At 39.6% G+C, this 13,627-nt stretch carries 12 protein-coding genes; 11 read left to right on the top strand and 1 reads right to left on the bottom strand.

Annotated features, from left to right (window positions below; all coding sequences use genetic code 11):
- Positions 1–3: 3 nt before the first annotated feature.
- The 9 genes from FPQ13_RS05715 (at position 4) to FPQ13_RS05680 (ending at position 9,176) form a co-directional block, all read left to right on the top strand.
- The gene (locus tag FPQ13_RS05715) at positions 4–690 is read left to right on the top strand and encodes an N-acetylmannosamine-6-phosphate 2-epimerase (protein ID WP_144088370.1); all 687 of its coding nucleotides are present in this window, start codon (positions 4–6) and stop codon (positions 688–690) included.
- Entirely contained in the window at positions 687–1,769 is a 1,083-nt protein-coding gene (locus FPQ13_RS05710; RefSeq protein ID WP_144088369.1) for a sialic acid TRAP transporter substrate-binding protein SiaP, read from the top strand. Before FPQ13_RS05715 ends, FPQ13_RS05710 begins: the two co-directional genes overlap by 4 nt.
- 25 nt (positions 1,770–1,794) lie before the next feature.
- The gene (locus tag FPQ13_RS13620) at positions 1,795–2,271 is read left to right on the top strand and encodes a TRAP transporter small permease (RefSeq protein ID WP_212370515.1); all 477 of its coding nucleotides are present in this window, start codon (positions 1,795–1,797) and stop codon (positions 2,269–2,271) included.
- On the top strand, positions 2,272–3,549 hold the full coding sequence (locus FPQ13_RS05705) for a TRAP transporter large permease (protein ID WP_212370512.1): 1,278 nt from the start codon (positions 2,272–2,274) through the stop codon (positions 3,547–3,549).
- A gap of 29 nt (positions 3,550–3,578) precedes the next feature.
- Positions 3,579–4,481, top strand: a complete 903-nt coding sequence (locus tag FPQ13_RS05700; RefSeq protein WP_186279562.1) for an ROK family protein — start codon at positions 3,579–3,581, stop codon at positions 4,479–4,481.
- Between the two features lie 257 nt (positions 4,482–4,738).
- Entirely contained in the window at positions 4,739–5,380 is a 642-nt protein-coding gene (locus FPQ13_RS05695) for a GDSL-type esterase/lipase family protein (RefSeq protein ID WP_144088367.1), read from the top strand.
- 263 nt (positions 5,381–5,643) lie between these two features.
- Complete coding sequence (locus FPQ13_RS05690) at positions 5,644–6,555, top strand: glycine betaine ABC transporter substrate-binding protein (protein WP_144088366.1); 912 nt, start codon at positions 5,644–5,646, stop codon at positions 6,553–6,555.
- Between the two features lie 361 nt (positions 6,556–6,916).
- Complete coding sequence (locus FPQ13_RS05685) at positions 6,917–7,828, top strand: glycine betaine ABC transporter substrate-binding protein (RefSeq protein ID WP_144088365.1); 912 nt, start codon at positions 6,917–6,919, stop codon at positions 7,826–7,828.
- A gap of 199 nt (positions 7,829–8,027) precedes the next feature.
- Positions 8,028–9,176 carry a dicarboxylate/amino acid:cation symporter gene (locus tag FPQ13_RS05680; protein ID WP_144088364.1) on the top strand — a complete coding sequence of 383 codons (1,149 nt, stop codon included), beginning with the start codon at positions 8,028–8,030 and terminating at the stop codon, positions 9,174–9,176.
- Positions 9,177–9,235: 59 nt separating this feature from the next.
- Here the strand turns inward: FPQ13_RS05680 and FPQ13_RS05675 are convergent, their stop codons facing one another.
- Positions 9,236–10,126 (bottom strand): fructose bisphosphate aldolase, encoded by an 891-nt coding sequence (locus FPQ13_RS05675; protein WP_144088363.1) that lies wholly within the window; start codon positions 10,124–10,126, stop codon positions 9,236–9,238.
- 327 nt (positions 10,127–10,453) lie between these two features.
- Here FPQ13_RS05675 and FPQ13_RS05670 point away from each other — a divergent pair, with 327 nt between their 5' ends.
- Together FPQ13_RS05670 and FPQ13_RS05665 are read left to right on the top strand one after the other, a co-directional pair.
- Positions 10,454–11,836, top strand: a complete 1,383-nt coding sequence (locus tag FPQ13_RS05670) for a YjiH family protein (RefSeq protein ID WP_144088362.1) — start codon at positions 10,454–10,456, stop codon at positions 11,834–11,836.
- Between the two features lie 407 nt (positions 11,837–12,243).
- On the top strand, positions 12,244–13,440 hold the full coding sequence (locus FPQ13_RS05665; RefSeq protein ID WP_144088361.1) for an aminotransferase-like domain-containing protein: 1,197 nt from the start codon (positions 12,244–12,246) through the stop codon (positions 13,438–13,440).
- Positions 13,441–13,627: the final 187 nt, after the last annotated feature.

Genomic DNA, 13,627 nt, shown 5'->3' with positions numbered 1-13,627 from the left:
TTGATGAGTAAAAAATTAATTGTGTCTTGTCAAGCTTTAGAAGAAGAACCGCTTCACAGCTCGCTGATTATGTCCAAAATGGCATTGGCGGCTTACCAAGGTGGAGCGAGTGGCATTCGTGCCAATTCAGTATCAGACATTCAAGCGATCAAACAAGAGGTTGATCTACCGATTATCGGGATTATCAAGAGAGATTATGGCGACAATGAAGTTCGAATCACCGCAACGTTAAAAGAAGTGGAAGAGTTAGCAACAGAAGGCGTCGAGGTCATCGCGTTTGACGCTACAGATCGAATTCGCCCACACAACAAAAGCTTTGATCAATTCTTTCGTGAAGTGAAAGAAAAGTTTCCAAACCAAAAGTTCATGGCAGATGTTTCGACAGTTGAAGAAGCAGTGCATGCCGAAAAGCTTGGTGTTGATATCGTGGCTACGACATTAGTCGGATACACGCCGTACACAGAAGGTGATGTTCCGCTTGAGGTTTTAGAGAAAACATTGAAAGCGGTTAACGTACCTGTTATAGCGGAAGGCAACATAGATACACCAGAGAAAGCGAAAAAAGCATTGGAATTAGGTGCTTATAAAGTCGTCGTTGGTAGTGCGATCACACGACCGCAAGTAATCACGGAGAAGTTTTCTCAAAAAATGAATGAAGTGGAACCAAATAGGGAGGAAGAAAAATTATGAAAAAAAGATTATTATTTTTCTTAAGTCTAGCTTTATTGTTGGTCATCGCAGCTTGTGGAGGTAATGATGAAGATTCCTCATCAGCTAGCGAAGATGAAGGAAACGGGGAAGAAAGTAGCGAAAGCAGTGACAATGGTGAGAGCAGTGAAGCATCCGGCGAATCATTTGAGTTGGAATTCGGAATGCAGCCAAACACACAGGCAAATGAGTACAAAGCTGCTGAATTTTTAGCAGATTATGTTGAAAAAGAGAGTGATGGCCGTTTGACAGTAACGATTTTCCCGGATGCTCAATTAGGAAATGACTTGTCAATGCTCGGTCAATTGCAAGATGGAACATTGGATATTACGCTAGCTGAGATGGGACGTTTCGGTGAGTGGATTCCACGTGCAGAACTGTTGGCTATGCCTTATGTAATTCAGGATTTCGATCACATTAAAAACGTTGTATATAACACTGAGTTCGGTGAAGAATTACGTGCTGAGTTAGTTGAAGAGCAAGGTTTACGTGTTATTGATAGTGCTTACAACGGAACGCGTGTAACATCTTCTAACTCTCCAATTGAAGAGCTAGCAGATATGGAAGGTATGAGTCTTCGTGTACCAGAAGCACAAACACTACTAGACTATGCAAAATATACAGGTGCAAACCCTACACCAATGGCTTTCGGTGAAGTATATCTTGCATTGCAAACAGGTCAGGTAGATGGTCAGGAAAACCCACTTCCGACAATTGAAGCGCAAAGTTTCCATGAAGTTCAAGATTACATTGCTTTGACGAACCACGTTGTTAACGACAACACGTATGTAGTAAGTGAGAAGACGTATCAAGAGCTTCCGGAAGATCTTCGCAAAATCCTTGAAGAAGGAATTGATGCAGCGACAGATCACCATACAGAACTATTCCAAACACAAGAAGAAGAATTAATTTCCTTCTTTGAAGAAGAAGGTGTAACGATTACTGAACCGAACTTAGATGAGTTCAGAGAAGCTGTTTCTGAAGCTTACCCTAATTATTATGAAGATATCGGTGAAGACGCAGAGAAATATATGGAGATTATTCAAGGGGCAGCAGAATAAACATAAACCGTGAAGGTGATTATTCATGTTAAAGAAAATTTATAACAACTTAGAAGAAATAATCGGCAGTGCCCTATTTCTAGTCATGTTAATTGTTCTAGTTGCTCAAACTCTATCACGCCAAGGGGTCGGTGTACCCCTGGTGTGGTCAGAGGAATTGAGTAAACTTCTTTTTATTTACGCAGGATATTTAGGCATTGTAGCTGGTATTAAAGATAAAGGTCACGTAGCAATTGACGTTTTCGTAAATAAGTTACCAGCTAAAATGCAAAAATGGATTTATTTATTTAATCAACTATTAATCTTAGCCGCATTGATTACGGTGTTTTATATTAGTTTTACAATTGTTCAAAGACAAGAGCATTTAGAAATGGTAACTTTGCAGATTTCATATGTATATATGTATGCAGCCTTACCAATTCTAACTGGTTTAATGATCTTTCGTTTAGTTGAGCGTTTGATTAAAGAATGGCGGCAAAGTAAAGCAGCGGAGGTGGAATAGATGGAGATTGCGATTATTTTTATCATATGGATTCTGTTGCTCTTCATCGGAATTCCAGTCGGTTTTACGTTGCTCATTGCTGCGCTCTCTTATTTTGTATTAGGTGACTGGAACCTGATTTATGCCTCTGGTGCTCAATTAATAGATGGAATAAATAATTTTACATTGTTAGCTATCCCATTCTTTATATTGACGGGTACATTAATGAACGCGTCCGGAATAACCGATCGTATTTTCAATTTCGCTTTAGCTTTAGTCGGTCATATTCCTGGTGGGGTCGGACATGTGAACATTACGGCAAGTTTAATGTTCTCCGGAATGTCAGGATCCTCATTGGCAGACGCGGGTGGTCTAGGTCAATTGGAAATTCGCACAATGCGTAAAGCAGGTTACCATGATGACTTCAATGGTGGATTGACGGCGGCGACTTCCATTTTAAGTGGAATCATTCCACCAAGCTTGAACATGATTATTTATGCCGCGATCGCGAACGTTTCGGTGGCTTCAATGTTCATTGCTGGCTTGGTACCAGGTCTATTAATCGCCGTCGCTTTGTTTATCACGACTTTTATTATGGCAAAAAAACGCGGTTACAAGGTTCTTGAACGTGCAAACTTAAGAATAATCTGGAAGCGTTTCTTGGAAGCGTTCTGGGCATTGCTTACACCGTTAATTATTATTGTAGGTATATTCTCAGGATTTTTCACGCCGACAGAAGCTGCTGTTGTCAGTACAGTGTATGCGATGTTCCTCGGTTTCTTTATTTATAAAGAGCTGACATTGAAGAAGGCATACGAAAACTTCGTTGAATCGTTTAAAATGACGGGTGTTGTCATCTTGATGCTTGCAGCAATTGAATTCTTTGGTCAATTCGTAGCAAGAGAGCGAGTGGCCATTAAAGTAGCTGATGCATTTTTAGGGATAACAGAAGAACCTATTTTCTTATTGTTACTGATCAGTTTATTATTGATTATATTGGGAACATTTATCGACGCATTGGCCTTGTTGGTCCTTGTCGTACCGGTATTGATTCCGGTCGTCACGAGTGTCGGAATTGATCCGATTTTCTTCGGTGCGTTCGTGATTCTAAACTTAATGATCGGTATTTTGACGCCTCCTATGGGAATGGCATTATTCGTTGTATCAAGGGTTGGTAATATTCCGGTTGGAACGATGTACCGAGGTGTCCTGCCGTTTCTTTTACCAATCGTCGTTGTTATGTTATTACTCGTCTTTCTTCCTGGAATTTCAACATTCCTCGTCGACATCTTAAGGTAATAATAGAAAATTGAATGGAGGAAGACAACGTGTTAGCAGGAGCAATTGATATAGGCGGAACAAGTATCAAATATGGTGTCTTGGATAATCATGGTAAGGTTCTAACAAAGTCAAAAACACCAACAGACGTAAAAGGTGGCGGCCCTGCAATCCTTAACCAAGTGAAAGACCTTGTGCGAGCGTTGCAAGCTGATCATGAACTTTCTGGTATTGCTGTCAGTACGGCCGGTCAAATCAACCGAAAAGAAGGAACGGTCATTTATGCGACTGATTCGCTTCCGAATTATACGGGATTAAATATTAAGGAAATCTTAGAATCTGAGTTCGGCGTGCCTGTTACAGTGGATAATGACGTCAACTGTGCAGCTGTTGGGGAGTATTGGAAAGGTGCAGCAAAGCAGGTTGATCAATTTCTCTGCATGACACTCGGCACAGGGATTGGCGGTGCGATTGTTATTAATGGAGAGATCTATGATGGAGCTGCTTATTCTGCCGGTGAATTCGGCCATATGAACCTCTACCCAGGCGGTGAACCGTGCACGTGTGGGGATGAGGGTTGCTATGAACGGTATGCTTCCAGCAAAGCATTAAGCAAGCGGGCTCGAAGTGTCATCGAAGACTATAATTCTTTGCCGAATTTGTTTTGGCGAGCAAAAAATGAAGACAAGCTAGCAGAGTCTGTCATTAACCGCTGGGTAGATGACGTTGCCTTAGGAATCAAAACGTTGGTACATATCTTTAACCCACCTATGATTGTTATCGGCGGTGGCGTTTCAGAACAAGGAGATTATTTGCTGGGGAAACTCGAACAGCGTGTCAATAATCGTATCATGAGTTCTTTTGAAAGATCCTTATCGATTAAGCTTGCTCAAAACGGTAATGATGCCAACTTACAAGGCGCTGTCTATCAACTACTGAAATATATGAAATAAAAATAAGCACGACCCTAAAAATCACTGCATGATGTAGTGATTTTTATTTTACCCAGACGGCATATTTGTGTTTGGCTCATATAATTCGCTTTTAGACTTATATTTCTTTTATTTGGTCACATAATTTGCCGATTAAGTCACATAAATCTGGATTCAGGGAGAATATCAGGTAAATTTGGCTCATATAGTTGCGATTTGGGCGCATTAGCCGGTCAGGGTACATATAAAATTACCAAAGTAAGGTGGTACAGTTATTTATGAGAAAACGGATCGTTTGTTTTGGAGATTCCAATACTTGGGGATTAAACGCAGAAACAATGAAAAGATTTCCTGAAAACGTTAGATGGACTGGTCTTTTACAAGAAAAATTAAGTGATGAATATCAAGTTATTGAAGAAGGGCTACCAGGAAGAACGAGTGTCGTGGACGACCCTTTACTTGAAGGAATGAATGGTATAGATTATATCGTTCCGTGCATAAAAAGTCATGCACCAGTGGAACTTCTCATCATCATGTTAGGGACAAATGATACGAAGGAACGTTTTGGATTGACGGCTCACAATATTGCCCAAGGTATTACTAGGTTAGCTAAAAAAGCTCAAGAAGCACATGAGGAGATCTATGATAAAGCGCTTCAAGTATTAGTAATCGCTCCACCAATGATTGGCTCACATTACAAAAAGACAGAGGTTCGGAAGTCAATGGGTGACAATTGCGACATTAAGTCGAGTGAGTTGCCGGGCTTTTTAAAAGAATTCGTGACGAATACGAATATCTTTTTCTTGGACGCGAGCAAAGAAGTCGTGATGAATGAAATTGATTATATGCACTTAGATGAAAATGGTCATAAGCAACTAAGCGAACTTGTATTGAAAAAAGTCCGATATGTACTAAGTTAATGAAAGTATTCATGTATTCTTTTATTGATCGAAAAGTTAGTCCGTAGCATTCTTGATGAATTCAACGGTATTTTGTAATTTATCAGTTTAGATTGGTTATTTGAAGGGTCAACATAAAATTTGATGGATAAGTAAGGGAAACAGAGATTGTTTCAAAAAGTTGCTACCCGTTACCTTAGAGTGTGTGTTCAAGTTTGCCGCGAAAGTTATGAATAGTAATTGGATACATCAATTTATTGTTGAAAAGGGGATTTTTGTAAATCATGAAGAACTTGAAAAAGTTAGGAATCATAACTGGTCTATCATTAACGCTAGTAGCTTGTGGTGGAGGCGATTCAGAAGAAAGTGATGGAGAACGTGATTCGGATGGCGATGTGAATATTAGTGAAGAAGTGGAATATACAATCACTGGTATCGAACCTGGTGCAGGAATGACACAACAGACGAATCAGTTGTTGGAGGAGTATGATAATCTTGCTGGTTGGAATCATCAAGAATCCTCTACGGCAGCTATGCTAATAGCACTTGACGATGCGATCGAAAAAGAAGAAGAGATTATTGTTACTGGTTGGATTCCGCACTACAAATTTGCGAAATATGACCTTAAATTTATTGAGGAGCCTAAAGAAATTTATGGTGGAGAGGAATATATTACAACAATCGTTCGCAAAGGGTTAAAAAACGATTTGCCTGAAGCGTATGAAATACTAGATAACATTTATTGGGAACCAGAAGATATGGGATCTGTAATGTTGGCTGCACAGGATAAATCTATCGAAGACGCTGCACAGGACTGGGTCAATGAAAATCAAGACACTGTCGATGGCTGGCTAGAAGGTATAGATGCTGTTGATGGACAAGAAATTGAGCTAGTGTATACGCCATGGGATTCAGAACGCTCTTCTGCTCATGTCGCAAGGTTAGCTTTGGAGCAAAAAGGGTTTGAGGTATCTATGACTCAAGTCGATCCACAAATTATCTTCCAAGCTATTGCTAGCGGTGACGCAGATGCTTCATTAGTTCCTTGGATGCCAGTGACGCATGGAGAGTTTTATAAGAACTATGAAGGTGAATTCGAAGATCTAGGACCGAATTTGGAAGGTGCTAGAGTCGGTTTAGTCGTTCCATCTTATATGGATATTGAATCGGTTGAGGAACTTGAACCAGCTGAATAGATAATCGGTTGCATTATCATTTGTCTTTTATCATGCAAGCAGCACCTATCCACATGGGAAGGTGCTGTTTTAATTTCATTTTGTTTATATTTCTGAATTTACCAATTTAACTTAATAAAGCAGAGTGATTATTCAGTAGTAATTTAGACGATTCAAAAGGTATTTTTCAAAATTTCATCATGATATATATATCTGATAACTTAAAAGCTCATTTGTGTGATAATCCTCAAAAATGCGAATTGTTAAGAAAATTATGAAACGGTAAAATGAAAGGGTATGTGGAGATGAGCAGTTGGTCCTGATTTTGAAGACATAAGACATACTTAAATTTTAAAATTTTGAAAGGGAGTATACGTTAATCATGATGAAGTTGAAAAAGATAGGAATTATAGCTGGATTATCTTTAGCACTTGTTGCTTGTGGTGGAGATGATTCAGAAGAGAGTAGCGCTGAGAGCGAATCGAATGGTGAAGTGAATGTCGGTGAAGAAGTTGAATACACCATCACGGGTATTGAACCCGGAGCTGGCATTTCCCAAGCTACGAATAAAGCGTTGGAAGAATACGATAACCTAGAGGGTTGGACGCATGAAGAATCTTCTACGGCAGCAATGCTAACAGAGCTTGGCGAAGCGCTTGATAATGAAGAAGAGATTATTATCGCTGCATGGAACCCGCACTATATGTTCGCTAAATATGACATCAAATATATTGACGATCCAAAAGGTGTGTATGGTGGTGAAGAGTATATCACTACGATTGCTCGTAAAGGATTAAAAGAAGATATGCCAGAAGCGTATGAGATTCTTGATAATTTCTACTGGGAAGTTGAAGATATGGAATCAATCATGCTTGCTGCCCAAGAAAAAGATCTTGAAGAAGCCGCGCAGGATTGGGTTGATGAAAACCAAGAGACTGTCGATAGCTGGTCAGAAGGTGTAGATTCTGTTGATGGTCAGGATATTGAGTTAGCGTTGACACCTTGGGATTCTGAACGTGCATCTGCTCAAGTTGTCAAAATAGCATTAGAATCGAAAGGATTTAATGTTACATTGACACCAGTTGATCCACAAATCGTATTCCAAGCTGTATCTGCTGGAGACGCCGATGCTTCTTTAGCTCCTTGGATGCCACAAACACATAAGGATTTCTATGAAAAATATGAAGGCGAATATGAAGACTTAGGAGCGAACCTAGAAGGTGCAAAAATAGGATTAGCTGTTCCGACATATATGGATGTTGAGTCGATTGAAGACTTAGAACCTAAAGAATAATGGAATAGAACGTTTGTAAAGGAGCTAGGGAATGAATTTCCTGGCTTCTTTTTTATATTCTGAAACATAACATGAAACTATAGTAGACCATCAATAATGCTTATATTAAACAAAAATAAATGATGAAAAAACGCTTTTGTTCTTGTCGTGATTTTGTTTCAATGCTATACTACGTCAAAAATGGAAACGGGGAATTCAAGTGAAGTTAATCGTAAAATTACTGATTGGAGTCGTTTTAGGAATTGCTGTGGGCTTGGTTGCTCCTGAATTTCTAATTCGTATCATTGTCACATTCAAAGAGATTTTTGGTCAATTTTTAGGATTTACAATTCCGTTAATTATCGTTTTCTTCATTATTAGTGGTCTAGCGAGCTTCGGGAAGGAATCAGGGAAGATGCTTGGCGTGACTTCCGCAATCGCTTACTCATCAACAGTCCTAGCGGGAACACTGGCATTTTTCATTGCAATGATTATCATCCCAATGCTTGTTAATGACGGTGGAGGAAATGCTGAAGAGACTGCTGGCTTTGAGCCATACTTTGAGCTGACCATTGATCCGATTATGGGAGTCATGACGGCGCTTGTATTGGCATTTGTCTTCGGTATAGGAATTACGCGCATACATACGCCGACAATCAGAGCTTTTTTTGACGAAGGTAAAGAAATAGTAGAGCGGTTAATCTGGAAAATTATCATTCCACTGTTACCGTTTTACATTGCGAGTATTTTTGCCGAGTTAGCTGCTGATGGAGCAGTATTCAGAACGCTTCAGACATTCGGAGTCGTCCTCATCATGGCAGTGATCGTCCATTGGATTTGGATATTGATTTTGTATATAGTTGCGGGAGGGCTTACAGGAAGAAATCCATTCCTTGCATTAAAAACGATGTTACCAGCTTACTTTACAGGATTAGGAACAATGTCCAGTGCGGCGACGATACCGGTAACTGTACGACAAACGAAGCAAAACAATGTCGTTGATGGGGTAGCAGATTCAGCAGTTCCATTAAGTGCAACAATACACTTAGCGGGTAGTACAATTACGATTGTTACTTGTTCCGTCGCTGTTATGATGCTGACAGAAGGACTCTCATTACCAAGCTTCGCTACAATGCTTCCATTTATTATGATGCTTGGAATCATTATGATTGCTGCACCGGGTGTGCCAGGTGGAGCGGTTATGGCTGCTTTAGGACTACTTGGTAGTATGCTAGGATTTGGCGAAACCGCTTTAGGATTGATGATTGCATTGTATATGGCGCAAGATAGTTTCGGTACAGCTGCAAACGTTACTGGTGACGGTGCAATTGCAATAATGGTCGACAAGTTCACAAAGAAAATGAACTAAATAGAGTAAAAAACAAACCTGAGCCTTCAAATGAAGGATCAGGTTTGTTTACTGTTAACTTATTTTTTGTTTACTGATGCATCATAAATGGAATCAACAGCTTCTTGAAGTGTTTTATTAAACTCTTCATCTGTTTGATCAACATTCAAATCGCTGACAAGTGCACGTGAGAAACTAGCGATCATGCCATCGTTTTCTTTCAGTTTTTCGTTTGCCTCTTCGCGTGAATAACCACCAGAAAGAGCAACAAAACGAACGACACGAGGGTGCTCGATTAATTCTTTATACAAGTTCGCTTTCGTTGGGATTGTTAGTTTAAGCATAATGTTTTCGTCTTCAGATAGTGCGTTTACATGTTTTAGAATTTCTTCGTTCAACATCTCTTCGCATTTCTCTTTGTCAGAACTGTTAATATCAACTTCTGGCTCAACGATTGGAACGAGTCCAGCATTAATAATATGCTTCGCTACTTCAAACTGCTGATCGACAACCGCTTTAATTCCTTCTTCATTTGGTTCGTGGATGACTGAACGCATTTTCGTTCCAAACATATTACGCTCATTCGAACGACGTAATAGTTCGTCCAACTCAGGCATCGGCTTCATCATTTGAACGCCGTTTTCTTTTTCGGCTAACCCTTTATCAATTTTTATAAATGGAACGATACCTTTATCTGCAAGGTAATCGCCAGTGTATTTACCTTCGACTTTACGATCCATCGTTTGTTCGAAAAGAATCGCGCCTAAAATTTTATCCGAAGAAAATGCAGGGGAAGTGACGATGCGTGTCCGGAGTTCGTGGACAAGGTCAAACATTTCCTCTTCGTTAGAATATGCATCCTCTTTAATACCGTAAGCAGCAAGTGCTTTTGGTGTACTACCACCACTTTGGTCTAATGCAGCAACGAATCCATCATCATTTTTCATTCTGTTGAAATGATTCTCGTTCATTTAACTCACTCCTATTATTGATAGTCCATATCCTTTTACTATTCTAACATTTTCTGCCCATCTAATACAGTGACACACAAAAAGTTGAGAAAGAGTTTATTTGTTTGGTGACTGATTATGGTTGTCTATTACGAAGAATTCTAGGTTTGTTGAATAATTATGCTTCTATGTAAAAAGAAAACTGCTTTAAGAATACGGTAGTTAAGCTCAGTTATTCATCATTTCTAACTTGCATAATTTTTAATTAAAATAAAGTTGATTATTTATACACTTTTATGATACATTATTCAACATAGTTAAAACGGAGAGGGAAGAAGGAGGATCACGATGGAAAAAGTTCAACATGTTGAGGAATTCGGTGTGAAGAAAGGGTATTCGGTAAAACAAACATTGAAATTTCTAATCCCATCATTGATTGGGGTGCTTTTGTTTTTAGTACCACTCTCAGTTGACGGGACGGTGACGATTGGGCTCGGTGTAATGGCTGATACATTGCAAGCGGCTACTGCAGATTATATTCCAATGTTTATAACAGGGGTCATCGTTATCTCGGCTTTAGCATCTGTTTGGATGAAGGTTGTTCCGAACAATACAGCGAAAAACAGTACTTTTTTGACAGCTTTATTGGATGTATCGCCGATTTGGTTAGTTTTGCGTGTCATCGGCGCAGTGTTTGCAGTTCTTACACTGACTGAGCTTGGTCCGGAAGTTATATGGTCGGGATTGACTGGAGGAACCGTGCTATTTGATTTAGGTCCAGTTTTGATGGTTTGGTTTTTGTTTGCATGTTTATTCATGCCACTGTTATTACAATTCGGTTTGATGGATTTCATCGGGACGGTCGTCCGTAAAGTAATGGCACCATTGTTCAAGCTTCCTGGTCGTTCATCAATCGATGCGCTTGCTTCGTGGATGGGAAGTGGAACCGTCGGTGTACTGTTGACGACACAGCAATATGAGTCTGGTTATTATACAAAAAGAGAAGCGGCAGTCGTAGCAACAAACTTTTCAATCGCTTCCATTGCATTTAGTTTAGTCATCGCACGGTTTTTAAACATTGATCACTTATTTGTTCAGTTTTATGCAACGGTCGTTGTTTGTGGAGTTGTTGCCGCAATCGTTTGCCCAAGAATTCCACCTCTTTCATGGAAAAAAGATACGTATTACGGTCCCATCGGTAAACAGATTGATGAAGAAGTACCTGAAGGAATCTCTACTTTTCAATGGGGTTTCCAAAAAGCGGTTGAAAAGGCTGAGGAAGTCAAAAGCTATAAAAGTGTCGTCAAAAGTGGCGTTCAAAATGTGACTGATATTTGGTTCTCTTTAATTCCTCTCGTCATGGCACTTGGTACAATCGCTTTGATGATTGCTGAATTCACACCGATCTTTGATTACTTGTCTTATCCGTTCGTTCCGTTCCTTCAGCTATTACAAATACCTGAAGCTCAAGCAGCAGCTCCTGCCATGCTCGTCGGATTCGCAGACATGTTCTTGCCAGCTGTTGTCGGAAGTGGAATTGAATCTGAATTGACTCGTTTCGTGATCGGAGTGATGTCTTTATCTCAGCTCATTTACATGTCTGAAATCGGGATTTTGCTAATTAAATCTAAAATTCCTGTTTCTTTGGTTCAACTTTTCATCATTTTTATTCAACGTACGGTAATTACGTTGCCAATCGCTGCATTAATGGCACACGTGCTTTTCTTTTAATCTGTAATTGAAAGTAAACGGTAACTGCTTTATCTTTAGAACAGAAGGTAATCTGATTTTTTGGATACTTTCTGTTCGTTTTTGTGATTAAAGATTTTTAGAAGAGTAAAGTAAGACGGCAATATCTCACAGGGGGCATATAATTTAGATTCGGAACCATATATTTTCGAGACGGGCGTATAAATTGTTCGAAAGGTCGCATATTTGTGCAATTTAGGAGCAAATTGACGTCGTGCATGGACATATTTAAAAGAATAGGTCGCATATTTCAGGGGGAATGAATTTTCGAAGTAGTTATAGAGATTCATTCAAACTAGTGGACCACTCCCCCTTCAGCTATAGCAACATTGCCGAATATAAATTTACATTGTTGATCTTATAAAACCTAACGGAAAGGTAGATACATAATGAATCCTGAACTATTTTTCACGAAAAATACGAAAGCTGCACTTCAGAATGATCCTCCTGGTGAGTGGATGCCACCAGTCCCTAAATATTGCATCCCACTCAGCGCAGGTTATCCGGCGCAAAGTCTTGTTCCTTATAATGAGATGAACGAGGCCGTAAAAGATTTAATTGAGGAAGAGAAAGACCTGCCTTTTCAATATTTAGGCAGTAAGAAAGTCAATACAGTGAAAAAATTTGTTCGTGAGCGGCTCGTGGAGCGCGGGGTTGTACTGTTGGAAAAAGAAATATTAGTGACCGCGGGCGCGATACAAGGCATCGACTTAATTTCAAGAACGTTTATAGACCGAGATACTTGGATTGTCGTTGAATCTCCAAGCTACATGGAAGGGTTAGAAGTTTTTCGGAATTATACGGATCATTTCATTACTGTCCCTATTGATGAATATGGTATGCAAACGGAAGAACTTGAAAAGACATTGAAGAATCGAAAAGAGAAGAACTTGCCGATGCCAAAACTCGTATATACGATTCCAAGTTTTCATAACCCGACAGGAACGACGATGTCGATTGATCGCAGAAGACATTTATTGGAGCTTGCAAGCGAATTTAACTTCTTGATCATTGAAGATGATGCGTATGGTGAATTGTATTTTGATGAGCGACCAACACCAATCAAAGCAATGGATAGTGGAAGTCGTGTGTTTTACCTCGGATCTTTTTCTAAAACGATTGCACCAGGATTGCGAGTAGGCTATGTGGCGGCGAGAAGTGATCTAATTGAGCCACTCGCTTGGTTTAAAAAAGATTTGGATCATCCATTTGCAGAAGCAACGCTTGGTTCTTACTTAATTCAAACAGACATGAAAAAACGATTCGAGATGCTTCGAAAAGTCTATCAACAAAATTGTAAAACATTAATCTCATCTTTAGAAAAATATATGGGGGAACTTGCTACATGGCAGCAACCTTCCGGTGGATACTTCGTATGGGTCAATATTCCGGGAATAAATACATCGGAAATATTAGTTGAGGCGATGCAAGCAGGCGTTTCCTACGTGCCAGGAAAGCATTTTTTCGTTCATGAACAAGAAGGACTATCCTATTTAAGACTATCATTTAGCTTCGTCAGTCGAGAAGAAATGGTATCGGCAGTTGAGATTTTAAGTCAGGTCGTTAAAAAGCATCTAAATAATTAAAGAATAGGGTTGTTGTGTGATGCTCTGATTGCGTCTCAACAACCTTTTTGGCATTTAAGCAGTTCAATTTGTCATCGAGAACGCATCTCGATGCACTTTTCGTGTATAAGGCAGTTCGATTTGTCATCGAGAACCTATCTCGATGCACTTTTCATGTATAGTGCAGTTCAATTTGTCGTCGAGAGCA

The sequence above is a fragment of the Allobacillus salarius genome, assembly GCF_007559425.1.
GTDB lineage: Bacteria > Bacillota > Bacilli > Bacillales > Alkalibacillaceae > Allobacillus > Allobacillus salarius.
The sequence above is the reverse complement of the archived record's forward strand: the minus strand, read 5'-3'. Positions and strand labels throughout refer to the sequence as shown.

Bases quoted from the DNA above. Each gene is read 5' to 3' on its own strand.
- FPQ13_RS05715 (WP_144088370.1), top strand. From the start codon at position 4: ATGAGTAAAAAATTAATTGTGTCTTGTCAAGCTTTAGAAGAAGAACCG.
- FPQ13_RS05710 (WP_144088369.1), top strand. From the start codon at position 687: ATGAAAAAAAGATTATTATTTTTCTTAAGTCTAGCTTTATTGTTGGTC.
- FPQ13_RS13620 (WP_212370515.1), top strand. From the start codon at position 1,795: ATGTTAAAGAAAATTTATAACAACTTAGAAGAAATAATCGGCAGTGCC.
- FPQ13_RS05705 (WP_212370512.1), top strand. From the start codon at position 2,272: ATGGAGATTGCGATTATTTTTATCATATGGATTCTGTTGCTCTTCATC.
- FPQ13_RS05695 (WP_144088367.1), top strand. From the start codon at position 4,739: ATGAGAAAACGGATCGTTTGTTTTGGAGATTCCAATACTTGGGGATTA.
- FPQ13_RS05690 (WP_144088366.1), top strand. From the start codon at position 5,644: ATGAAGAACTTGAAAAAGTTAGGAATCATAACTGGTCTATCATTAACG.
- FPQ13_RS05685 (WP_144088365.1), top strand. From the start codon at position 6,917: ATGATGAAGTTGAAAAAGATAGGAATTATAGCTGGATTATCTTTAGCA.
- FPQ13_RS05675 (WP_144088363.1), bottom strand. From the start codon at position 10,126: ATGAACGAGAATCATTTCAACAGAATGAAAAATGATGATGGATTCGTT.
- FPQ13_RS05670 (WP_144088362.1), top strand. From the start codon at position 10,454: ATGGAAAAAGTTCAACATGTTGAGGAATTCGGTGTGAAGAAAGGGTAT.
- FPQ13_RS05665 (WP_144088361.1), top strand. From the start codon at position 12,244: ATGAATCCTGAACTATTTTTCACGAAAAATACGAAAGCTGCACTTCAG.